This window comes from Serratia sp. NCCP-200, from assembly GCF_059697885.1.
This window is the reverse complement of the sequence record NZ_BAAKUJ010000004.1, coordinates 350,708-374,551: the sequence shown is the minus strand read 5'-3', so window position 1 is coordinate 374,551 and position 23,844 is coordinate 350,708. Positions and strand designations below refer to the sequence as shown.

20 protein-coding genes are annotated in these 23,844 nt (G+C 54.6%); 7 read left to right on the top strand and 13 right to left on the bottom strand.

Going from position 1 to position 23,844, the window contains the following annotated elements:
* Positions 1-68 precede the first annotated feature (68 nt).
* The 7 genes from mreC (at position 69) to tldD (ending at position 10,176) form a co-directional block, all read left to right on the top strand.
* The gene (mreC, locus tag AC6HVW_RS16175) at positions 69-1,061 is read left to right on the top strand and encodes a rod shape-determining protein MreC (protein WP_071681541.1); all 993 of its coding nucleotides are present in this window, start codon (positions 69-71) and stop codon (positions 1,059-1,061) included.
* A complete protein-coding gene (gene mreD, locus AC6HVW_RS16170; RefSeq protein ID WP_021180763.1) occupies positions 1,058-1,546 on the top strand; it encodes a rod shape-determining protein MreD in 489 nt (162 codons plus the stop codon). Before mreC ends, mreD begins: the two co-directional genes overlap by 4 nt.
* A 10-nt stretch (positions 1,547-1,556) precedes the next feature.
* Complete coding sequence (locus AC6HVW_RS16165) at positions 1,557-2,141, top strand: Maf family protein (RefSeq protein ID WP_071681540.1); 585 nt, start codon at positions 1,557-1,559, stop codon at positions 2,139-2,141.
* An 85-nt stretch (positions 2,142-2,226) separates the two neighbouring features.
* Positions 2,227-3,696, top strand: a complete 1,470-nt coding sequence (rng, locus tag AC6HVW_RS16160; RefSeq protein ID WP_021180761.1) for a ribonuclease G — start codon at positions 2,227-2,229, stop codon at positions 3,694-3,696.
* 360 nt (positions 3,697-4,056) lie between these two features.
* Positions 4,057-7,869, top strand: coding sequence for an AsmA2 domain-containing protein YhdP (gene yhdP, locus AC6HVW_RS16155; protein WP_497569548.1), 3,813 nt, complete (start codon positions 4,057-4,059; stop codon positions 7,867-7,869).
* Positions 7,866-8,723 carry a deaminated glutathione amidase gene (gene nit1, locus AC6HVW_RS16150; protein WP_071681536.1) on the top strand — a complete coding sequence of 286 codons (858 nt, stop codon included), beginning with the start codon at positions 7,866-7,868 and terminating at the stop codon, positions 8,721-8,723. The genes yhdP and nit1 overlap by 4 nt, the downstream gene beginning before the upstream one ends.
* Positions 8,724-8,730: 7 nt before the next feature.
* A complete protein-coding gene (tldD, locus tag AC6HVW_RS16145) occupies positions 8,731-10,176 on the top strand; it encodes a metalloprotease TldD (protein ID WP_094981525.1) in 1,446 nt (481 codons plus the stop codon).
* 85 nt (positions 10,177-10,261) lie between these two features.
* Here the strand turns inward: tldD and AC6HVW_RS16140 are convergent, their stop codons facing one another.
* The 13 genes from AC6HVW_RS16140 to AC6HVW_RS16080 form a co-directional block, all read right to left on the bottom strand.
* Positions 10,262-10,720 carry a GNAT family N-acetyltransferase gene (locus AC6HVW_RS16140; RefSeq protein WP_497569547.1) on the bottom strand — a complete coding sequence of 153 codons (459 nt, stop codon included), beginning with the start codon at positions 10,718-10,720 and terminating at the stop codon, positions 10,262-10,264.
* Between the two features lie 206 nt (positions 10,721-10,926).
* The gene (locus AC6HVW_RS16135) at positions 10,927-12,087 is read right to left on the bottom strand and encodes a CdaR family transcriptional regulator (protein WP_071681533.1); all 1,161 of its coding nucleotides are present in this window, start codon (positions 12,085-12,087) and stop codon (positions 10,927-10,929) included.
* A 219-nt stretch (positions 12,088-12,306) separates the two neighbouring features.
* Positions 12,307-13,491, bottom strand: coding sequence for a thiolase family protein (locus AC6HVW_RS16130; protein WP_497569546.1), 1,185 nt, complete (start codon positions 13,489-13,491; stop codon positions 12,307-12,309).
* A gap of 10 nt (positions 13,492-13,501) precedes the next feature.
* Positions 13,502-14,239: a 3-oxoacyl-ACP reductase FabG gene (fabG, locus tag AC6HVW_RS16125; protein WP_497569545.1), complete on the bottom strand. Its 738-nt coding sequence runs from the start codon at positions 14,237-14,239 to the stop codon at positions 13,502-13,504.
* Between the two features lie 65 nt (positions 14,240-14,304).
* On the bottom strand, positions 14,305-15,882 hold the full coding sequence (locus AC6HVW_RS16120) for an acyl CoA:acetate/3-ketoacid CoA transferase (RefSeq protein ID WP_447889179.1): 1,578 nt from the start codon (positions 15,880-15,882) through the stop codon (positions 14,305-14,307).
* A gap of 52 nt (positions 15,883-15,934) precedes the next feature.
* On the bottom strand, positions 15,935-17,290 hold the full coding sequence (locus AC6HVW_RS16115) for an MFS transporter (protein WP_071681525.1): 1,356 nt from the start codon (positions 17,288-17,290) through the stop codon (positions 15,935-15,937).
* Between the two features lie 140 nt (positions 17,291-17,430).
* Positions 17,431-18,972, bottom strand: coding sequence for a class I adenylate-forming enzyme family protein (locus AC6HVW_RS16110; protein ID WP_071681523.1), 1,542 nt, complete (start codon positions 18,970-18,972; stop codon positions 17,431-17,433).
* 426 nt (positions 18,973-19,398) lie between these two features.
* On the bottom strand, positions 19,399-20,358 hold the full coding sequence (locus AC6HVW_RS16105) for a YbgA family protein (RefSeq protein WP_021806994.1): 960 nt from the start codon (positions 20,356-20,358) through the stop codon (positions 19,399-19,401).
* A gap of 12 nt (positions 20,359-20,370) precedes the next feature.
* Positions 20,371-20,901: a DUF3833 domain-containing protein gene (locus AC6HVW_RS16100; protein WP_059198995.1), complete on the bottom strand. Its 531-nt coding sequence runs from the start codon at positions 20,899-20,901 to the stop codon at positions 20,371-20,373.
* Positions 20,898-21,407, bottom strand: a complete 510-nt coding sequence (locus tag AC6HVW_RS16095; RefSeq protein ID WP_390900629.1) for a chalcone isomerase family protein — start codon at positions 21,405-21,407, stop codon at positions 20,898-20,900. The genes AC6HVW_RS16100 and AC6HVW_RS16095 overlap by 4 nt, the downstream gene beginning before the upstream one ends.
* Positions 21,408-21,421: 14 nt before the next feature.
* Complete coding sequence (locus AC6HVW_RS16090) at positions 21,422-21,907, bottom strand: DUF2878 domain-containing protein (protein ID WP_071681519.1); 486 nt, start codon at positions 21,905-21,907, stop codon at positions 21,422-21,424.
* Positions 21,904-23,124: an SAM-dependent methyltransferase gene (locus AC6HVW_RS16085; RefSeq protein WP_071681516.1), complete on the bottom strand. Its 1,221-nt coding sequence runs from the start codon at positions 23,122-23,124 to the stop codon at positions 21,904-21,906. The genes AC6HVW_RS16090 and AC6HVW_RS16085 overlap by 4 nt, the downstream gene beginning before the upstream one ends.
* A 5-nt stretch (positions 23,125-23,129) precedes the next feature.
* Positions 23,130-23,843 (bottom strand): DUF1365 domain-containing protein, encoded by a 714-nt coding sequence (locus AC6HVW_RS16080; RefSeq protein ID WP_071681514.1) that lies wholly within the window; start codon positions 23,841-23,843, stop codon positions 23,130-23,132.
* Position 23,844 lies beyond the last annotated feature (1 nt).

The following is a 23,844-nucleotide window of genomic DNA, read 5'->3' as shown; positions in this document are numbered from 1 at the left end:
GCGGATGACGGCATTAACCTGGCATCTGGTGCGTTCCCCTTTCTGTTGTCGAGGAACGTGCATAATTTATGAAGCCGATTTTTAGCAGGGGGCCTTCCCTGCAACTACGACTTTTCCTGGCAGTGATCGTGGCGATTGCGCTGATCGTTGCCGACAGCCGGCTCGGTACGTTCGTTAAAATACGAAACTACATGGACACCGCCGTCAGCCCTTTTTACTTCTTGGCTAACGGGCCGCGTAAAGTTTTGGACAGCGTATCGGAAACGCTGGCTACCCGCCAACAGCTAGAGCTGGAAAACCGTGCTCTGCGGCAGGAACTGTTACTCAAAAACAGCGATAATCTTCTTCTTGGCCAATTCAAACAGGAAAATGCCCGTTTGCGTGAGCTGTTAGGCTCGCCGTTGCGCCAGGACGAACACAAAATGGTCACTCAGGTGATCTCCACCGGTTCAGACCCCTATAGCGATCAGGTCGTGATTGATAAAGGGTCGGACAACGGGGTTTATGAAGGCCAGCCGGTTATCAGTGATAAAGGCGTGGTCGGGCAGGTGGTGGCGGTGGCTAAAATGACCAGCCGCGTCCTGCTGATCTGTGATGCTTCCCATGCGTTGCCGATCCAGGTATTGCGCAATGATATCCGGGTGATTGCCGCAGGCAGTGGCTGTACGGATGACCTGCAGCTGGAACATCTGCCGGGCAATACCGATATCCGCGTCGGGGATGTGCTGGTCACCTCCGGTTTGGGCGGGCGCTTCCCGGAAGGGTATCCGGTCGCTGTGGTGTCCTCGGTAAAAGTGGATAACCAACGCGCCTATACCGTGATCCAGGCGCGGCCAACCGCTGGTCTGCAACGCCTGCGCTATCTGTTGTTACTATGGGGCGCCGATCGCAACGGCACCATGCCGCTGCCGCCGGAGGAAGTTCACCGTGTTGCCAATGAACGCCTGATGCAGATGATGCCGCAGGTATTGCCACCGGCTGATGCCATGGGCCCACCGGCTCCGCTGCCAGCTCCCGCTACCGGTACCGTTCAGCCGCTACCGGTGGGGGCAACCCGATGAATCGCTATCGCAGCAACGGGCGCTGGATTATCTGGCTGTCATTCCTGGTGGCATTAGTGCTGCAAATTATGCCGTGGCCGGACCAAATCTACATGTTCCGGCCATCCTGGCTGCTGCTGATCCTCACTTACTGGGTAATGGCGTTACCCCATCGGGTTAACGTCGGCACTGGCTTTATCCTGGGCTTGATCATGGATCTGATCCTAGGTTCCACGCTCGGCGTGCGTGCGCTGGCCATGGGCATCATCGCCTATCTTGTCGCGTTCAAATTCCAATTATTCCGCAATATGGCACTGTGGCAGCAAGCGCTGATCGTCGTGCTGCTATCATTGGCCATGGACGTGGTAGTGTTCTGGGCGGAGTTTTTAGTGATCAACGTCTCTTTCCGCCCCGAGGTGTTCTGGAGTAGTGTGGTCAACGGCGTGCTTTGGCCGTGGTTATTCCTGCTGATGCGCAAGATCCGCCGTCAGTTTGCCGTACAATGAGGTTATAACGATGTTTTCGCTCTATCTTGCTTCCGGTTCTCCCCGTCGTCATGAACTGCTGACTCTGCTCGGCGTACCGTTCGAAGTCATTCTGACGCATACTGAAGAGCTGCGACAGGAAGGGGAAGTGGCGGAAAATTACGTTCGTCGTCTGGCGCAGGATAAGGCCAGGGCGGGAGTTTCCCTGGCGCAACAGGATTGGCCGGTGCTGGGTGCAGATACTATCGTGGTGTTGAACGGCCAGGTGTTGGAAAAACCGCGGGATGAAGAGCATGCGGCGCAGATGCTGGCAGCCTTGTCCGGGAAACAGCATCAGGTGATGACCGCCGTGGCGATCGCCGATAAACAGGGCGTTTTATGCCAACTGGTGGTCACCGACGTGACGTTCCGCAATCTGTCACCACAGGATATCTGCGACTATATCGCCACGGGCGAACCGATGGATAAAGCGGGCGCTTACGGAATTCAAGGCAAGGGTGGTTGTTTCGTCAGAACGATAACCGGAAGTTATCACGCGGTGATGGGGTTGCCGCTGGTCGAAACACATGAGCTGCTCAGTCATTTTGTCGCATTACGAGAGGTAAGAGCCGGCTGATGCCACCACTAGATTTCCCGTCGCCGCCATAGCGTGAGCACAGGAAAGATAAGGGCAGGCGCTACACCGGCTCTGAGGAGAAAGCATGACAGCTGAGCTACTGGTAAATATTACGCCGTCGGAAACGCGGGTTGCCTATATTGACGGCGGCATTCTGCAAGAGATCCATATTGAGCGCGAAGCCAAGCGTGGCATCGTGGGCAATATCTACAAAGGGCGTGTCAGCCGCGTGTTACCCGGCATGCAGGCGGCCTTTGTCGATATTGGCCTGGATAAAGCGGCCTTCCTGCACGCCTCCGATATCATGCCGCACACCGAGTGTGTTGCCGGTGATGAACAAAAGAATTTCTCCGTGCGCGATATCGCCGAACTGGTGCGCCAGGGGCAGGATCTGATGGTTCAGGTGGTGAAAGATCCGCTTGGCACCAAGGGCGCACGCCTGACTACCGATATCACTCTACCTTCGCGCTACCTGGTCTTTATGCCGGGCGCAGCACACGTGGGGGTTTCCCAACGTATTGAAAGCGAAGCCGAACGCGAGCGTCTCAAGCGCGCCGTGGCGGGATATTGCGACGATCTGGGCGGCTTTATCATCCGCACTGCGGCTGAAGGGATCGGCGAAGAAGAGCTGGCGCAGGATGCCGCCTTCCTCAAGCGCTTGTGGACCAAGGTCATGGAGCGCAAAAAGCGCAACCAGACCAAGTACAAACTGTATGGCGAACTGGCGTTGGCGCATCGTATCCTGCGCGACTTTGCCGGCGCGGCGCTGGATCGTATCCGCGTCGACTCGCGCCTGACGCATGACCAATTGGTGGAATTTACCGGCGAGTACATCCCGGATATCACCAATAAGCTGGAGCTGTATACCGGCAGCCAGCCGATCTTCGATCTGTACGACGTCGAGAACGAGATCCAGCGGGCGCTGGAGCGCAAGGTTGAATTGAAGTCCGGCGGTTACCTGATCATCGATCAAACCGAAGCCATGACCACCGTGGATATCAACACCGGGGCCTTTGTCGGCCACCGCAATCTTGATGAGACCATCTTCAATACCAACATCGAAGCGACGCAGGCCATTGCCCGCCAGCTGCGGCTGCGCAACCTGGGCGGTATCATCATCATTGATTTCATCGATATGAACAATGATGAACACCGCCGCCGGGTATTGCACTCGTTGGAACTGGCGTTGAGTAAAGATCGGGTAAAAACCACAATCAATGGTTTCTCTCAGCTAGGCTTAGTGGAGATGACGCGTAAACGCACGCGTGAAAGTATTGAGCATGTGCTGTGTAACGACTGCCCGACCTGCCAAGGGCGCGGAACGGTGAAAACGGTGGAAACCGTCTGCTATGAGATTATGCGTGAGATCGTGCGCGTGCATCATGCTTACGATTCCGATCGTTTCCTGGTCTATGCATCTGCGGCCGTGGGTGAAGCGCTGAAAAGTGAAGAGTCACACGCGCTGGCGGAAGTGGAAATCTTCGTTGGCAAACAGGTCAAGGTGCAGATCGAACCTTTATACAGCCAGGAACAGTTTGACGTTGTGATGATGTAGTACCCCTCACCCCAACCCTCTCCCATGGGGAGAGGGAGCTGTTAGTTCCTGCTCTTTTGGAGGTAAAGAAGTGATTTGGGCACAGTGATCGCCCCCTCATGCAGGTGGAATAGCCGGTGCTTATGAAGGATCACAACCCTCTTTCGCGGGGAGAGGGAGCTGTTAGTTCCTGCTCTTTTGGAGGTAAAGAAGTCATCTAGGCAACCGTGATCGGCTCCGCATCCAAGGTAGATCATCCGGTGCTCATGAAGGATCACAATACTTTCAGCCTAACTCGATCGGTCCCCTCTCCCTGTGGGAGAGGGTTAGGGTGAGGGGCACAAGCGTTAGGTTATATATTTGGTCATTAAGGAGAAATGCGTGAGGCGACTGCCCGGGATCCTGTTAGCCACAGGCGCCATTTTGATTGTTGTTGTGGCGTTGCTGATCAGCGGGTTGCGTCTGGTGCTGCCTGAGCTTAACCACTATCGCCCGCAATTGCTGGAGAAGGTGCAGGCGATCGCCGGGGTGCCCGTCGAGGCCGACTTTATCCAGGGCAGTTGGGAAACCTTTGGCCCAACGCTGGAAGCCCGCAACATCCGTTTGGCCCTGCCAAAAAGCACGCTCCAGATCGAGCGCGTCACGCTGGCGCTGGACGTGTGGCAATCCCTGCTGCATTGGCGCTGGCAGTTCCGCGATCTCACCTTCTATCAGCTGCAGCTCGATCTTAACACGACGCTCGGGGGTGAAGGCAGTAATGGAAATGGCCTTACCCCGAACGGGGTCAGCGATCTGTTCCTGTATCAATTGGATCACTTTGATCTGCGCAACAGCCGCCTCTCGTTCCTTACCCCATCAGGCTCGCGTGCTGAATTCCATATCCCGCAAATGACCTGGCTCAACAGCTATAACCGCCATCGCGCGGAAGGTCAAATCAGCCTGACCAGCCTGAATGGCCAGCACGGTGCGGTACAGTTACGCCTGGATCTGCGGGATGAGCAGGGGTTGCTCAACACCGGCACCATCTATATGCAGGCCGATGAAATCGACATGAAGCCCTGGTTCAGCCGCTGGCTGAAAACCAATACCGGTCTCGAAAGTGCCGATTTCAGCCTGGCCGCCTGGCTCAATATCAAAAATGGCGCAATCTACAGCGGTAATGCCCTGCTTAATAAAGGCACCGCCAGTTGGTTGGCGGGTGGCGATCAACACCGGTTGGACGTCGATAATCTGGCGCTGGCACTGAGCCGTGAGGGCAATGGCTGGCAGGTGCATGTGCCAGCCCTGAACCTGAAAACCGATGGCCAAGCCTGGGCACCGGGAACCCTTACTGCGCTGTGGTTGCCGGAGAATACCCAATTTATCGGGCCAAACCAGAGTGAAGAACTCCGTATCCGTGCCACCGGCATCCAGTTGGAACGTTTGGAAGCGTTGCTGCCTACCTTCTCGTTCCTCAGCCCGGAAGTGCTGGAGCACTGGAAAGACTTACAACCTAGCGGCATGCTCAGGGCGCTGGCGCTGGATATCCCGCTGCAACAGCCGGAAAAAACCCGTTTTCAGGCGTGGTGGCAGGATCTGAGCTGGCAACACTGGAAACTGTTGCCGGGCGTCGATCACTTTTCCGGCGCGTTAACCGGGGGCGTGGAAAACGGCCGTCTGACGCTGGGGCTGAACAACAGCACGCTGCCTTATGGCGATATGTTCCGGGCACCGTTGGAGATTGGCCGTGCGAGCGGAGCGTTGACCTGGCAAAACAACGCTCAAGGCTGGCAATTGGCAAGCCAAAGTCTGGATGTACAGGCCAAATCCCTGTGGATTAACGGTGATTTCCGCTATCAGCAACCGGCCAACGGCGAGCCTTGGCTGGATATTCTGGCTGGCATCCGTTTGTATGATGCCGCCGATGCCTGGCGTTATTTCCCTGAACCGCTGATGGGTAAACATTTGGTGGATTATCTCAGCGAGGCGATCCAGGGTGGGCAGGTTGATAATGCTTCCCTGATTTATGCGGGCGATCCGCAGCACTTCCCGTATGAGAAGAACGAAGGGCAGTTTCAGGTGTTTGTCCCACTACGCCACGCTACCTTCCAGTTCCAGCCGGAATGGCCAGCGCTGGACGATCTGGCGATCGACCTCGATTTTGCCAACAATGGCCTGTGGATGAATGCGCCGCAAACCAAACTGGGCAACGCGACGGGCAGAAATATTAGCGCCGTCATTCCGGACTATAGCAAACAACGCCTGTTGATTGATGCCGACGTTGCGGGCACCGGGCAAGCTATCCACGACTATTTCATGCAGACCCCATTGGATGACTCTGTCGGGGCGGCGTTAGATGAGCTGCAGGTGGGTGGCAATGTAAGTGGGCGCTTACATCTGAATATTCCGTTGGACGGTGAGCTGGTTAACGCCAGCGGTGAAGTGACGCTGAATAACAACTCGCTGTTGGTCAAGCCGCTGGAGAGCCAGCTAGAGAGAGTAAGCGGCAAGTTCCGTTTCGACAACGGCAACCTGCAGAGCGATACCCTGACGGCCAACTGGTTTGGGCAGCCGCTGACGGTCAACTTCGATACGCTGGAAGGCAAACAGGATTATAAGGTTAACGTTGGGCTGAAAGGCGATTGGCAACCGGCCAAGGTTGAAGGCCTGCCGCCAGAGTTTGCCAAAAAGCTGGCAGGCAGCGCCGCCTGGCAGGGTAAAGTGGCCATCAACCTGCCGCATAAAGGCGAGCCGAACTATGAGATTGGTGTGAATGCCGATCTGAAAAAAGTAAGCAGTCACTTACCTTCTCCCCTGAATAAAGCCGCAGGGGAAGCTTTACCCGTTAACGTAAAAGTGAACGGCGGTCTGCAAGGATTTATGCTCAATGGCAGTGCGGGCCAGCAAAACCACTTCAACAGCGAATGGCTGTTGGCCAAACAGCAGGTGACGCTGGCACGTGCCGCTTGGCAAACCGGCGGTTCCGCTACCCCAACGTTACCCAAAGATAAATCCCTGTTGCTCAATCTGCCCGCGCTGGATGGCGAGCAATGGCTGGGGCTATTGGCACCGGCGATGAAGCAAAGCAGCGGTGCAGGCAAGGTGGGCAGCTTTGTGTTCCCAACCAGCGTAACGCTCGAAACCCCACAGCTGACGCTGGGCGGACAGGCGTGGCATAACCTTCAGCTGGCGGTTATGCAGCAGTTGGCGGGAACGACCGTTACCGCCAAGGGTAAAGAGATTGATGGTAGCCTGTCGATGCCGGATAAGGGCGTGTGGCGCGCGGATCTCGGCTATCTTTACTACAACCCGCAGTTTGCCAGCGGCGATGGCAGTGCTGGCGGTACCAACCCGTTGGACTCGAAGGAGCGGATCTCGTTCCAGGACTGGCCTTCGCTGATGTTGCGTTGTAAATCCTGCTGGATGATGGGGCAGAATCTTGGCACGGTGGAGGCCGATCTCAAACGTGAGGGGGATTCTCTGGTGCTAAGCCATGGCCTGGTAGATACCGGCTATGGCCGTATGAGCGCCACCGGCCTGTGGAAACAGAACGCTCAGGAAGAGCGCAGTGCGTTAAAGGGCAAACTGCTGGGCAGCAAAATCGATCGTACCGCCAGTTTCTTCGGCGTGATCATTCCATTAAAAGATGCACCTTACGATATCGATTTTGATCTGCACTGGCATGGGCGGCCATGGAAACCGCAGATCAACACGCTCAATGGCACCATGAAGGTCGATCTGGGCAAAGGCGAGATTGACAACGTCGGCGGTGGCCGGGCTGGGCAGTTGTTACGCCTGGTCAGCTTTGATGCCCTGCTGCGCAAATTACAGTTCGACTTCCGTGATACCTTCGGTAATGGATTTTACTTTGACTCCATACGCGGCACTATCTGGGCGAAAGATGGCATAATGCATACAGATAACTTTTTGGTGGATGGGCTGGCGGCGGATATTGCCATGAGCGGCCAGATCGACCTGGTGAAACGCCAGATTGATATGCAGGCCGTGATAGCGCCAGAGATCTCGGCGACGGTCGGAGTCGCGACCGCGTTTGTGATCAACCCGATTGTGGGGGCGGCGGTGTTTGCGGCCTCGAAAGTGCTGGGGCCGTTGTGGAGCAAGATCTCGTTTATCCGCTATGACATTACCGGCAGCCTGGACCACCCAAGTATTCATGAGGTGTTGCGTAAGCCAAAAGAGGATAAATCGCCATGAAAAATGCTAACGTTGCGTTATTACAGCTGTGTAGCGGTGAGCAGGTACGGGACAACCTGGCCCAGATTGAGCAACAGATCAAGCAGCTCAATCCCGGGATAAAGCTGGTGATGACTCCGGAGAACGCCTTACTGTTTGCCAACTCGGCCGCCTACCGTGAACATGCGGAAACGGAAGGTCACGGGCCGCTGCAGCAAGCGGTGCGCGATATGGCTCGCCGTTATGGGGTATGGTTGCTGGTTGGCTCTATGCCATTGATCAGCCGCGAAGATCCGACACGCATCACCACCAGCAGCCTGCTGTTTGACGATCAGGGTGAAATCCGTGGTCGTTACGACAAACTGCACATGTTCGACGTAGATATCAATGATATCCACGCCCATTACCGCGAGTCGGATACCTATCAGCATGGCCAGCAATTAACGGTGGTTGATACGCCGGTTGGCCGCTTGGGCATGACGATATGCTACGACCTGCGCTTCCCTGGCCTGTATCAGGCGCTGCGCGCGCAAGGTGCGGAACTGATCTCGGTGCCCGCCGCATTTACCCGCGTGACCGGTGAGGCACACTGGGAGATTTTGCTGCGTGCCCGTGCTATCGAGAACCAGTGTGTGATCCTGGCTCCAGCGCAGATAGGCCGTCACGGGGCCACCCGCCGCACCTGGGGCCATTCCATGGTGGTAGACAGCTGGGGCAATGTGCTGGCAGAAAACCCCGACGCGGTCTCCGCGCTGAAAGTGCGCGTGGATACCGGCAAGTTGTATACCATCCGCAAACAGATGCCGGTGATGCAGCACAACCGATTCCAGCCGACGCTGATTGCGCCGGTTGAAAACTCCTCCAATAAAGAGTGAAAAAATTATGAGCCTGTCGTTTGTCAGTGAGCAGTTACTCGCTGTGAATAAGCTGAGTCATCAAGACCTGTTCTCCGTATTGGGTCAACTGGCCGAACGCCGCCTCGATTACGCCGACCTCTATTTTCAGTCCAGCTACCACGAAGCCTGGGTGATTGAGGACGGCATCATCAAAGATGGCTCGTACAATATCGACCAAGGCGTTGGTGTGCGCGCGGTCAGCGGTGAAAAGACCGGCTTTGCCTATGCGGACCAAATCACCCTGAACGCCCTGAATCAAAGTGCTCAGGCTGCTCGCAGCATTGTGCGTGACAGCGGCAATGGCAAAGTCCATACGCTGGGTGAGATCGGCTATCAGGCGCTATATCCTTTACTCGATCCGCTGCAAAGCCTACCGCGGGAAGAGAAGATCGCGTTGTTGCACCGGGTAGACAAGGTCGCTCGTGCTGAAGACAAGCGCGTGCAGGAAGTAACGGCCAGCATCACCGGCGTGTATGAGCAGATACTGGTTGCGGCAACGGACGGCACTCTGGCGGCAGACGTTCGCCCGCTGGTGCGTTTCTCCGTCAGCGTGCTGGTGGAAGAAGACGGCAAGCGTGAGCGCGGAGCCAGCGGTGGCGGTGGCCGTTTTGGCTATGACTACTTCCTGGAAGTGGTGGACGGTGAAGTACGTGCCGATGCTTTTGCCAAAGAAGCGGTGCGTATGGCGCTGGTCAACCTCTCTGCCGTGGCTGCCCCTGCGGGCACCATGCCTGTCGTACTAGGTGCGGGTTGGCCGGGCGTGTTGCTGCATGAAGCGGTCGGTCACGGGCTGGAAGGCGACTTCAACCGCCGTGGCACCTCAGTATTCAGCGGCCAGATGGGCCAGCTAGTGGCTTCTGAGCTGTGCACCGTGGTGGATGATGGCACCTTGCAAGGCCGCCGTGGTTCACTGGCGATCGATGATGAAGGCGTGCCGGGCCAATACAACGTGCTGATTGAGAACGGCATCCTGAAAGGCTACATGCAGGATAAACTCAACGCACGGCTGATGGGCGTTGCGCCTACCGGCAACGGCCGCCGCGAGTCTTATGCTCACCTGCCGATGCCGCGTATGACCAACACCTACATGCTGGCGGGCAATTCGACGCCAGAAGATATTATCGCCAGCGTGGAGTATGGCCTGTATGCGCCGAACTTCGGCGGTGGTCAGGTCGATATCACCTCCGGGAAATTTGTCTTCTCTACCTCTGAAGCCTATCTGATCGAAAATGGCCGCGTCACCAAACCGGTGAAGGGGGCCACGTTGATTGGTTCAGGTATTGAGGCGATGCAGCAGATTTCGATGGTGGGTAACGATCTGGCGCTGGATAAGGGCGTGGGCGTGTGCGGTAAAGAAGGGCAGAGCCTGCCGGTAGGCGTTGGTCAGCCTACGCTGAAGCTGGATTCACTTACCGTGGGCGGAACGGCGTAATCATCGCGGTTTAATGTATCAAGCCCTGACCCTCGCGGGTTGGGGCCAAAGCTAATTTGTGAAACCGGATAAGACCCGGCCTGGATTACGCCTCCCTATACTCCATATCCTTATGGGGTATGCCATCATCAAGGTATTCGCCGGATACCGTTTTGAAACCGAATCCTTCATAGAATTTGACTAGGTGAGATTGTGCCGAGAGCTTTATCGCCTTGCCTGGTTCGTCGTTGTGGATTAAGGACATCGTTTTTTCCATCAGCCTGACACCCAGCTTCTGACCCCTGACGGAATCATCAACAATCACTCGCGTGATTTTGGCCGCATCCGGAGAATCATCCACATGCAGCACTCTCGCGTAGGCGACAAGCTTACCGTCGCTGTATCCGGCAGCGTGAAGGGTGCTATTAAGTAAATCCTGTCCATCAATATCCTGAAACGGGCACGTCTGCTCGACGACAAACACTGCCATGCGCAGCGCCAGAATATCATGCAACTGCTGCGCGCTGAGGACGTTGCCTTTCAATGCCTGCCAGCTTATTTCCATCTTTAACCCTTACTTTGTTTGTTAACCATGAAATTACGACCCTGGGCTGATGACGGCCAGAATGGTGATAACAGCTAGTCATTCAGTCATAATATCACTCCATAACTTAATGAATATACTGAATTTTACTGTGCGATTGGCTGGATGAATCATGACGTTTTCTGACAAAGAGGGTGAGTCTGGATCGTAGCAACCTCTCCAACACATCATTGGAGATCGTTGGTGACAGCCGCCGCATTAGACAGCGGGCTCCGCTGATGATAGTAAAGTGCAATCATCAGTTGGCTAAGTTCCTTGAAATTAAATGGATCCAACGACGTCGCTTCTTTTATCTGGTTAAGCCGGTAGGTGAGCGTGTTGCGATGTACCCCAAGTTCCCGCGCAGCGTTTGCCAGTTCGGCATTGTGTGCGATATAGGTACTTAACGTGTTGAGCAGCATTTGACCCGTGCTCAGCATCAGTAATTTATCGATTCTCTGTTTGAAATAAAGGGTAAATGAGCTGCTTCTGGCTTCATTCAGCAATCCGCTGAAGGCAAACTGCTGGCCGTTAATGACTCGCGGTTGTGGTAACGACTCCCGAGCATGTTCTATCATCTCTTTGATCATAAATACCGATTGGCGGAAAATCCCGGCAGAGCCAGACTCTACCCCAATGCCAATAGTGTAATGGCTCAGCTGAGTTTCCATAAAGGCGTTCATAGCTTTAACCGTGGCTTCGGTCTGTTCGATCGCGGTGATAATTAACAGGATCTCATCATTGCTGAGCAATATTACCCGTTGGGATTTTAAAATATGTGAGAGTTTATTGAGGATGTGATCGATGGTTTGCCCCAATAAATGCCCGCCGGTTTCAATATTGATCAATACCGGCAATAGGGGTTGTGACAGGTCGATCTCTTGCTGTACCAACTGGTGAAGTATTTCCTTACCTTTGTCAGTATCGCCCACTTCAAGATACTGTTTTAGCAACAGATCTCTGATGCGGTATTGCCAGTTCATTTCCCGGATAGCTAAAGACTGTTTGATCAACAGCTCTGCCGCCAGAATCGCCAGCTCGGCATAACGCGCAATCGCGGCAGGATTGCCACTGATACCTATCACCATAACCACCTGATCATCCACGATAATTGGATGATTGATACCGGGTTGCACATTTCGGTACCTGGCCGCCTGCTGAGCATTTTCTATCGTCATCCGCTGGCGGCTCTTTATCACCTCAAATGCCACTTCATGCCGTTCACCGATCCTATGTGGTTCACCCGAAGCGATAATTACGCCCTGATGGTCAATAACATTAACATTATAATGGATAATACTCATCGCTCGTTTCACAATGGTATTAGCCAGCTCTAAGGTGATCAGCATACTCATACCTTTATGATATAAAACCTCTATTGTAGTGAGGGGGGATAAATATAATATCGAATGTTTCTTGCCAATTTCACGGTAAGCTTATTGACCCGTCAACAGTTCTACGTAGTAAACTTAATACAATTCAGGTAACTCAATGCGTAAGCCGATGTTTGCCATCCGACCCTCTCTTTGTCAGAGGGCCGGAAATATCTATTGCGCTAACTTAAGAGACTACCTTTCCCGCTCAAACAGCATAGAGATCCCTTGCCCTCCACCGATACACATGGTGGCTAAACCGCTATTGACGCCACGGCGCTCCATCTCATACATCAGTTTTACAGCGATGATGGTACCGCTGGCCCCAACAGGATGCCCCAGCGCAATGGCTCCCCCGTTGACGTTCACTTTCGCCGGATCCAACTCAAGATCGTTAATCACCGCCAATGATTGGGCGGCAAAGGCCTCATTAAGCTCGATAAGGTCGATATCGTGCACCGACATATTCAACTTTTGCATCAGTTTACGAGTTGCCGGAGCCGGGCCAAAGCCCATGATTTCAGCCTCACAACCTGCCACTGCCCAGCCTCGGATCACCATCCGGATGGGTAGCCCCAGTTTTTCCGCGTTGGCACGGGTAGTGACGACCAGTGCGGCGGCCCCATCATTGATACCTGATGACGTTGCTGCTGTGACCGTGCCGTCTTTTTTAAACGCCGGCTTCAACTGCGCATACTTTTCTTTCGGCGTATCCCTTGGGTGTTCATCGATGGCAAACAGACGGCTGTTCTTGCCTTCACGAACCTCCAGCGGCAGGATTTGCGAGGTAAAATGCCCCTCTTTGATGGCTGCTAAGGCTTTTTGCTGACTGCACCAGGCAAACTCGTCCATCGCCTCACGGCTGATGTTAAAACGTTCCGCGACGAACTCGGCGGTCATACCGTTGTGATAAGGTCCTTCCGGCCAGGTCAAGATAGAGACAATGCCATCTTCCAATTCTCCGTGCCCAAGGCGATAACCATAACGAGCCTTGCGAATATAGTGGGGCAGTTGGGTCATATTCTCTGTCCCACAGGCGACGGCGATCTCGGCGTTACCGGTTTGCAGTTCCAGCATGCAATCGACAATCGCTTGCAGACCCGAACCGCACTGGCGGTTCACCGAATAGGACGTCGTTTCGTTCGGTAACCCCGCGCGCAGCTGGCAAATACGGGCGATAAAACCACTCTCCGCGATTTGCCCTACGTTACCTACCACCACCTCATCAATTTGTGCGGGTTGCAGCCCGGCACGGGCCACGGCCTCACGGATCACCGCTGCGCCCAAATCATGCTGGTGCGTATCTTTAAAGCTACCGCCCATGGTACCGATCGCCGTGCGTACGCCGCTGACGACGACAATGTCATTTGCATTTTTCATTCTATTCTCCTTACAGCACCATGCCGCCGCCGACGTTGATCACTTCGCCATTGATATAGCGTGCCTCGTCGGAAGCCAGGAAGGCGACGCAATGGCCGACATCAACCGGATCGCCCGCGAAACCTGCGGGAATTTTGCCGATCATGATGTCCCAGACTTTTTCCGGTACTCCACGAGTCATATCGGTTTCGATAAACCCTGGGCAGATGGCGTTAACGGTAACCCCTTTTTTTGCCAGCTCCCGGCAGGCCGTTTTGGTCAGGCCGATCACCCCGGCTTTTGAAGCGGCATAGTTGGCTTGCCCAACATTGCCTAACCAGCTGGCCGAAGAGATATTGATGATCCGCCCGCTGGCACGCTCGCGCATCCGCACGGCGGCTTCTTGCATGCAGTGGAAGGTCCCTTTCAGGTTGATATCCATCACCAGATCCCAATTCTCTTCCGTTAGCTTGTGTAACATGGCATCACGGTTAATCCCGGCGTTATTGACCAGAATATCTATCGGCCCCAGATGCTGCTCGGTCGCAATAAATAACTGGTTAACCTCTTCGCGGTTGGCAATATTACAGGCGATGAAAATGGCTTTATGGCCCGCGCTCACCAATTCGGCGGCAGTTTTATTGCCACCTTCCTGGTCGACATCACAAATGACTATCGCGGCCCCTTTCTCAGCCAATACTTGGGCAATGCCTCGCCCAAGACCACGGCTGGCCCCGGTGACGATAGCTACTTTATTCGTTAAACACATAGGGTACTCCTTATTATTTTAATTCCTGACCACGCTGAATTAGCGCAGAGATAACAAATATATTTTTACTGCCTGGCCAGCATTTCCTTCAGGCCAAAAGGGGCGTCACAAAATAGTGCCGCGTCCATTTGTTTTAATGAGGGGGAAATCAGCGGCATAAATTCCATTTGTTGTAGGATGTCCCGCTCAAGATCGGCGCCGGGGGCGATTTCAATCAACATCGGGCCCTGCGCCGTCAGTTCAAATACTGCTCGTTCAGTCACCAAATGCATTTTTTGTTTTTTCTGGCGGGCTATTTCGCCGTTATAGGAAATCTGGTTAATCGACCGTACCAGTTTTTTAACCGAGCCTTCCTGCAGGATGGTTAATTGCCCTTGCTGGAATGCCACCTCCAACCCTTTGGCGGTAAAGGTGGAGCAAAACACCACGTGGTGTGCATTTTGGGTTATATCGATAAACCCTCCCGCCCCGGTACAGCGGTCCCCCATGCGGGTGGCGTTGATATGCCCGTTGGCGTCCATCTCGCCTGCACCCATATAAGTAATATCCACACCGGCCCCGTTGTAATACAGCATCTGTTCCTGATGGTTAATCATGGCGGTCAGGTTTTTACCGATGCCAAAATCAACGCCACCGGCCTGTACGCCGCCGTAGATACCTGATTCAACGGTGATGGTGACCGCTTCGCTCACCCCCTCTTCATGGATGATGGTGCCAATAACATCGTTGGGAATACCGGTGCCCAGATTGATCACACAGTCCGGGGATAGGAATTGGCAAGCGCGGCGGCCAATTACCTTGCGAATGTTCAGCGGCAGCGTTTCCACTTCGCTGGCAGGAGTCACCAGGTTGCCGCAATAGGCCGGGTCATAGAACCAGGAGGAGGTCTGACGATGGTCTTGCTCGGGGTCTTCACATACCACAATGGCATCAATAAAATTCCCCGGCACCACGATCTGTTTCGGGTGCAGACTCCCTTTTTCCGCCAGATTTTTTACCTGGGCTATCACCTTGCCGCCAAAGCGTTTCGCCGCCAGTACCGCCTGCAGGATCTCCAGCTTCATGGCCTCTTCCTCACAGGTGAGGTTGCCAGCGGTATCCGCCGTAGTGCCACGAATGATCACCGTATCCAGCGGGAGTGCCGGATAGAACAGATATTCCTCCTCGCGCAGGCTGACCACTTCCACCAAATCTGGCAGGGAGCGGGTCAACGCATTCATTTTGCCGCCTTCCAGGCGGGGATCGATAAAGGTACCCAGCCCCACTTTGGACAGATACCCGGCCTGACCTGCCGCCATGGCTGTATACAGATGGACAATCTGCCCCTGCGGTAAACAGAAGGCTTCAACCTCGTTGGCGGCAATCTTTTCCATCCACTTGGGTGCCAGCCCCCAGTGCGAACCAATAATGCGTTTTACCATCCCTGGGGGAGTAAAATGCTGATTGCCGCGCTCACGATTTGACTGCCCCGCAGAGTGAATATAGGTCAGCCCGTGCGGTGAGCCTGTGGCAAGAAAGCGTTGTTCCAGAGCTTTCAAAATTGACTCCGCGGCCCCGATCAATGTCATGCCGATGGTGCACAGGGTCGAGCCGTTATTCACTAACTGTGCAGCCTGCTGAGCCGAAATGACTTTATTTCTCATCATTGCTACCTTACGTCTGTGCGGCGGTGCACCATGGCACCGCGTTTAGGCTCTATTTCTCAATCACGCTATTCATTGCTGCCGGGGAGCATTGATTGGCCGATTTATCTTTGCTGCCTGCGGGTTGTTTAACCCGTGCAGCCCCGATGATGGCAAGGGTCTGCAGCACGATGGCAAACCACAGGCCTGCACTAGGTGACCCCGTTCTATCCTCCAGGAGACCGAACACATATGGCCCGAAGAACCCGCCGGTGATGCCAAGGCAAGCCAGTAATCCCAGCCCACCAGCGAGCATAGGGCCGCTCATCAGCGTGGCCGGATAGGTAAAGATGATGGATTGCACGACGAAGAACATCGAAGCACCGATACAGAAGCCGATCAGCCCTAATACTGGGCCACCCAGCACGCCAATCAGGAAACCGACGGCCATCGACATAAAGCCGGACACCAGCATGATGCGTGAGCGGGAGGCGGTATTGGCATATTTGGGCAGGAAGAAGCCACCCAAGGCTGCCGCGATCCACGGAATGGCGGTTAACAGGCCGAGCATCAAGGTGCTCATTTTGCCGTAGCTGTTAATAATGCTTGGCAGGAAATAGGTCAGGCTGTAGACCGAAATCTGATGGGTGAAATAAATCGCCACAATCAGCATGAAGGTCTTATTGGTAAACGCCGTTTTAAAGGAAAACTTCTGGTTCTTATCCACCCCAACCGGTTGCTCCGCGGCCAGCTTGTTTTCAATATACTCAATGTCGGTTTGGGTCAGCCATTTGGCATCGCGGGGCTTATTGGGTAGTACGGCATACACATAAAACGCCAGCAGCACTGCCGGGAGCCCTTCTATGATAAACATCCATTGCCAGCCGTGCAGTCCACCCAGGCCATCCAGCATCAGCAATGCGCCGCCCAATGGCGCCCCGACAATATTGGCGATACAGACACCGAGCAGGAACATGCCGACGGCTCTGGCGCGATCTTCACGGCCAAACCAGTAGGTAAGATACAGGATGATACCGGGGTACAACCCCGCCTCTGCCGCCCCCAGTAACAGGCGCATAACATAGAACGAGGTGGGGCCGGTGACGAAGGCCATACCGGCGGAAATCACCCCCCAGGTGAACATGATGCGGGTGATCCAGAAGCGGGCCCCGACCCGTGCCATGATCAGGTTGCTGGGGATCTCCATGGTGGAATAGGTCAGAAAGAACAGACCGGCTCCCAACCCGTAAGCGGTAGCGGAAAGCCCAAGATCGATGGACATCGAGGCTCGGGCAATGCCGATATTGGTTCTGTCGATAAAGCTGATGATATAAACAATGATCAGTAACGGCATCAGGTGTTTATATATTTTTGCATTCGTTATTGCCGCCTGGCTTTTCGATGCAATATCTAACGGCCGGTTTGACATAATAAGGACTCCTCCTCATGATGAGGCGATTAAACAGGGTAGAGCTGTTCTGTATTATTAGAGGTACAGGTGCTCTATTGTTTTAATGATTGCGCTTCACGTTTCCTGACGTTGGCGCGTTTATTGGATAGCGCTTGTTTTTATATTGGTGGTGTCAATTTTTGTCGTAAAGCTAATTTGTCTATTTTGCCATTGGCATTTTTCGGTAATTCTGCTGTAAAGACGATCTTTGAGGGTATTTTAAATTTGGCAATTTTATTGGAGAGCCAATGAGTAATATTATCGCTCACCAAGGGTTTATTCCGGTGCGCCACAATAAAAGCGACGGCTTCTTCTCCGTAGATTTCGCTGCTGCTGGGAACTATGGCAATTTCCTTGACGCCAGGGTAATTCGAGATCAGGTTTTCCACTTCAATGCAGTATATTTTTTCACCGCCGCGGTTGATCATGTCCTTGCTGCGATCTTTGATATACAGGTAGTTATCCTGATCGAGGCAGGCGATATCGCCGGTGTAAAACCAGCCGTCGTGGAAGAACTGCTGATTGGCCGCCGAGTTCTTCCAGTACTGGCTCATCACCACTGGCCCTTTCAGCCATAGATGACCAATCTCACCGGCAGCAAGCACCTGGTGATTATCGTCGCGAATTTGGCAACTCAGGCCGGGAATGGGTAAGCCAGAACTGCCTATCTTATCGCTGCTGCGCACATCGACCGGAAAAATGCTGGCCGGTGAAGAGGTTTCTGTCAGCCCATAGATCGGCCTGATTTCCGTGGCTGGGAACAACTGCGCGAGCCTTTCGATAATGCCCACGTTCAAATGCCCGGCACCGCAAGCGATCATCCGCAAGCTGGCGTAGTTGCCCACCTGTGGATACTTTTCCGCTTCTTGCAACAGTAGGATAAACACCGTTGGCGAACCATGCAGGAAGGTAATGTTATGGCTGCTGACGGTTTTCAAAATCTCTTCTGCATTGAATCTTTGCTGCAAATGCAACGTGCCGCCAAGGTGAATAAACAGGCAGAGCAGAGCCGACAGGCCGGTAATGTGGCAAATGGGGATCGGCAGGATGGCGCTGTCTTGCTCGGTTAACTTGAGAGCCTGTTGGTAAGCCGTGATAGCCGCAATAAAGTTACCGTGAGTGAGCGCTGCTCCTTTCGGGGAGCCAGTGGTGCCGGAAGTATAAATAATTGCGGCTATGTCATCCGCTACGATGGCGGCAGGCTCTACGGGTTGGATCACCTTTTGGTCATCTGCATTACTGAGCATCAGTTGCCAATCGGCCAGCGACACCACATGGCTTTGCTTCACGGGTTCCAGCGTCGCCATCCACGGCTGGCTGTTGGGATCGTAAAAAACCGCCTTGGCATTAACACTGGACAGGATGATATGGCTGTCTTGCGATTTTAACTTGGTGCTTAACGGCACCACGATAATCCCCAGCGCCATTGCTGCATAAAACAGCGAGCAGAATTCAGGCCGGTTACCCAAGGCCAAGACGATCACATCGCCTTTGACGAGGTTAAAACTTTCTTTCAGGCAGGCGGAAGATAAATTAACGTTATGATTTAACTGATTATAACTGTATTTATGGCCTTCAAAGAACAGGGCGGTATGCTCAGCCCGGCGGTTTACGCTCTGCTGTAAGCTCTGATAGAGGTGTGTGATTTTTGCCTGCTGCATAGGTTGCCCCTTCACCGACATTTACTGATTGTGGTGAGTATAGGGAAAGGCAACGGTGCAAGAATGCGCAAAATTTCACATCTTTCTTCGGCAAACAGCGCTGACGCTTTGTATAAAATGCCAACCCTGGGAGGGCAAAAAAATCGATGTTATGACGTGCTGGTTAGCAAATGTTATCGAAAATGATAAAAATTATGGTGAAAAAGGTGAGTAAGGGGTTTTGCTTTTATGCAGATGCATAAAAAGAAGGGGGGAGGGGATGACGCTCGGGCCAATCCCCATCGGCACCTACGCACCGTCATTACGTTGGGATGGAACACATGGTAACCGCACAAGGATCTTAACTGGCGGAAAAGAGCCTCCCCTGAGCCAACGAAAAACCTATGGCCGAAAAAATCGAGCAGTTCGGCCACAAATCATACGCACTTAATTAACCATTAGCCGCAAAGCCAAATTATGCGGATAGGGGTCAAAGTATTTTTGCGTCAGCAGGTAGCTGTCTGGGTATTCGCCCAGGTAATGCTTCAGCAGCGTCAACGGCGCGAGTATTGGCAGCAGCCCCTCGCGATAATGGAGGATCACGTCATTCAGCTCGCCGCGCTGACGCGAGTTCAGCTGGTTACGAAAGTACCCCTGAATGTGCATCAGCACGTTGGTGTGGTTCTTGCGCGAGGCGGGTTTTTTCAAGATCGTCATCAGTTTTTCGCGATAAGCCACGAAGAATGCATCCAGGTCTTCCCACTCATGCAACGAGGCGACAAAGGGGCCAATTTCTCGGTAGCCAGCTTGGTGGTGCGCCAGCAACTGGAGTTTGTACCGGCTGTGGAAGTCCAGCAGCGCATGGCGGGTGAGGCCGTTGGCCTTCAGGGTGTTCAACTCGTGCAGGGCGAAGATGCGCTCGACAAAGTTTTCCCGCAGCACCGGGTCGTGCAGGCGGCCATCTTCTTCTACCGGTAACCACGGGTATTTCTCCAACAGCGCTCTGGTAAAGATGCCTACGCCCTCTTTACGCCCGCGATTGCCCTTTTCATCGTACAACCGTACGCGTTCCATACCGCAGCTCGGCGATTTGGCGCAGACGATAAAGCCCGACAGTTCGTCAAGACGTGAGAGATAGGAATCCGTGAATGCGGTCATTTTCTCCGTCACATCGTCGTGCGGCGCTTGGCTGAAGTGCATCCGGAAATCCCCTTCGGCGGTCTGAACCAGGCGTAGTGCCGGACGAGGAGAGGGCAGTCCGATGGCCATCTCCGGGCAGACGGGTTTGAAGGTCACCCACTGCGCCAGCCCGTCCATGACAAAGCCCATGCGTTTATGTCCGCCGTCAAACCGAACGGTCGCGCCGGTTAAACATCCGCTGATCCCAATGACGGGTTGCTTATTCATATCGCGATCCTCTTACTGTTCTTTTCGGGTGAAGAAAAGCGTTACCTGGCCGACGGTGATGCCGAACTTTTTCATCTCTGTTTTATTAAAAAGATGCGTGTCATCTTGCAGATACATCCAGTCATCAAAGTGAAGTAGCCAGGTACTGCCATTGGCTTTCACGTTCATGCTGTAACGCCAGTTAAAGGCGTTGCCTTCTGCCACGCCGCTGGCCACACCTTCAATATCACCTGCGGTGCCTTCGTAGCGATTGGTGCCGACGCGCCGGATATGCCACACCCGTTGCTGCTTCTCGCCATCGTCATAGACAAAGTGTTCATTTAGCGTCAGCGTGTCGCCGATGACGTTGCCACTGATTTCCACGTGGAAGCGGCGCAGCTGTTTTCCGCTGCGGTCCTGTACCATACCCCATGCCTCGGTTTTCCCCTGGAAGTAGTGGAAGATATCGAGCGGCGGTTGTTGATGCCGGTAGTCGCTGATGTCTGTGCTACAACCCACCAGTAGCATCATCAGCGCCAGGCCAAGTGTCAGAATGCGTTTCATTTCTCACCTCCGATCAACTGCTGACGCAGTTCGGGATATTGCGTACGTGGATCGAGCCAGATGGCCAGAAAGTTTGTACTGAAGGCGGCAGACTGGCTGGGGCCTAGCGGGGTAAAGTTTTTTTCTGCCGCCGAGGCGCGATACCAGAACTGCCCCTGCTTACCCTTGAGAACAAAGGTAAGCTGCGAGCCCGGTGTGACGTCCGGCCAGAGTGACTGCAGCATGCGCAGCCAGGCTTCGCTCTGTGGTTCGCGCTCCAGGATCCCTTGAGCCTGCCACTGGTCACGGGTGGCTTCAACCAACTGGTCACGATCGATGTCGCGTTTGTAGGTAATAATCAGCGCCTGATCCTGTTCCGGCCCGTGATACCGACCGTCCGGCGTGCTCAGTTGGGAGGTATAAACGGTAAACGGCCCCCATGTCAGGCTGGCATCACCCACTTTGCGCCAGCTTAACCAGTCGGCGGCATGGGCGACGGGCGCGATGGCCGCCAACCACAGCAGCATCAGTAAAGAGGTTCTCAATGTCGCCTCCCCGTCAGAATATGGAACAACAGCATCAGAACCAGCCAACCCAGAGCCATCCAACTGACGACGATAAAGGTCGGCTCCCGGAAAGTCATGGCGCCCAGACGTTCGCCAATCACATACGCTACGGGACCGCCAGCGGTTGCCAGCAAAGCCAGTATCCATCGCGGCAGCGTGGTCGTGAGGATCAAGTGGGTCCAGACGGTAGCAAACATCAGCCACAGCGCCATCATCCACAGGGGCAGCAGTGCGTCACTGTTAAAGCCAATCTGCCCCGTCAGCACCCAGAGGGCATCCAGACCGCAGCCCGCCGCGGCCAGCAGCAGGGCATAAACACGGTGTGCAGGCGACAGCATCAGACAGGCCAGGATCGCCAGGGCGAGCCACAGGAACAGGCCGCGTTCGCGAAACAACACTACTAGCGTCCAGTAGAGATCGAACGCGAGAGCCATCAGCACGACCTGCACAGAGCGGTTCATACGCGCTCTGCGGTCAGTTGCACCACGCTGATGGTGCGTGCGTTAAAACCGGCTTCGCAGTAGCCAAAGTAGTAGAGCCACATACGGCGGAACCTTTCATCGAAACCGAGCTTTTCAATGTCCTGCCAGGCGTGCAGAAAACGCTGCCGCCAGTGAGCCAGCGTGCGGGCGTAGTCTGGCCCCATATCGAACAGATTACGGACGACAAAATCGGTGTGGCGCGTCATCAGTTCACTCATTGCCGTGATGCTCGGTAGGAACCCGCCGGGGAAGATGTAACGCTGGATAAAATCGACGCTTTTGCTGTAGTCGCGGTAGCGCTGATCCTGAATGGTGATGGCCTGAATCGCCATTTTGCCGCCCGGGCGCAGGCGCGCCTGACAGGTTCGGAAGAAATCCGGCAGGTAGCGTTTACCCACGGCTTCAATCATCTCAACCGATACCAGTTTGTCGAATTGCCCGGTCAGGTCGCGGTAGTCGCACAGCAGAACCTGAACTCTGTCCTGTAATCCCGCGCGGGCAATCCGCTCTGTAGCCCAGGTGTACTGCTCCTGCGACAGCGTCGTGGTAGTGACGCGGCAGCCGTAGTGACGAGCGGCGTATTCCGCCATCGCCCCCCAGCCGGTGCCGATTTCCAGCAGGTGATCGCTTGCGGTCAACGCCAGTTGTTCGCACAGGCGCGCCATTTTTGCCTGCTGGGCTTGAGAGAGTGCCTGGTCGTCGGCGGTGAACAGCGCGCTGGAGTAGAGCAGATCTTCATCGAGAAAGTGCGCATAGAATTCGTTACCCAGATCGTAATGGGCGGAGATGTTTTCCCGCGCCTGTTTGCGGTAGTTACGCCGCGTCCAGTGGCGAAGCCGCTCCATAGGATTGCCCAGCAGGCGAAAGCCACTTTCCAGCCTTCCCAGTACCTTGCCGTTGAGGGCCAAGATCTGCAAAAGCGGGGTTAACTGATGCGTCTCCCACTCACCCTCCATCCAGGATTCGGCCGCGGCGAGGCTGCCGCCGGTGAGCAGACGCCAGTAAACACCCGGCGCGAGGATCTGCACTTCAGCACGCAGCGCAGAGGACTCATCGCCAAAATGGAGGGTCTGTTGTCCTTCACGCACTGTGAGCGAGCCCTCGCGGATACCGCTCAGCAAACGAAAGAGTAGCCAGCGCGCGATACGGGCGTTACGAGGGATTTCGGATTCAAGCGCAAAGGCAGGATCGGTCATGAGCGCTAACTCCTTCTGACGGGATGGTTGTACAACGGCACGCGTTTAAGCCACAGCCGTAACGCTTGCCAGTAAATTGCCAGGACGGTTTTCAGGGTCATCATCGGTATGCGCAGCAATATCGATCTCAAGGTTGCGCGCGTTAGGTGCTCACGGCGAAGCGCGAGCGTGGCGTCGAACACCTTCGACTCCTGATGATTTTCGATATGCATATGCAGCGTTTTACCGGGGGCGTTGAAGCGCCAGTGATAGACCATATCCATCGGATTAAACGGGGAGACATGGAAGGCTTTCGGCTGCGGGCGAGCCGCCTGGCCATCCACCGCATAGTAATGGCGCTCGTTCCACGGGGTGTTGCGCACTTCGGCCAGAACCCAGCGCAGCATGCCCGTACTGTCATAGCAGTAGTAGAGATTGATCGGATTAAAATGGAAGCCGAAATAACGAAGCTGGGTCAGGATCATGACGCGGCCATCGGGACGTTCCCCGGTCAGGGTTTGCAGCCGGTCGAGGGCGTTCTCTTTTAGCGGTGTGCCGAGTGGGTAATCCGCATCATGGAAGGCGGCCGCGGCAAATCGATTACGGCGGATACCCGCCGACGGCAGCGCATCCAGCTCGTCCAGATCGATCCAGGCCATAAACACGTTATAGCGAAAATGGTGTGATTTCGGCTGGAAGCGACGATGGCGTAACACACCCTGGTAAAGGCAGCTGTTCATC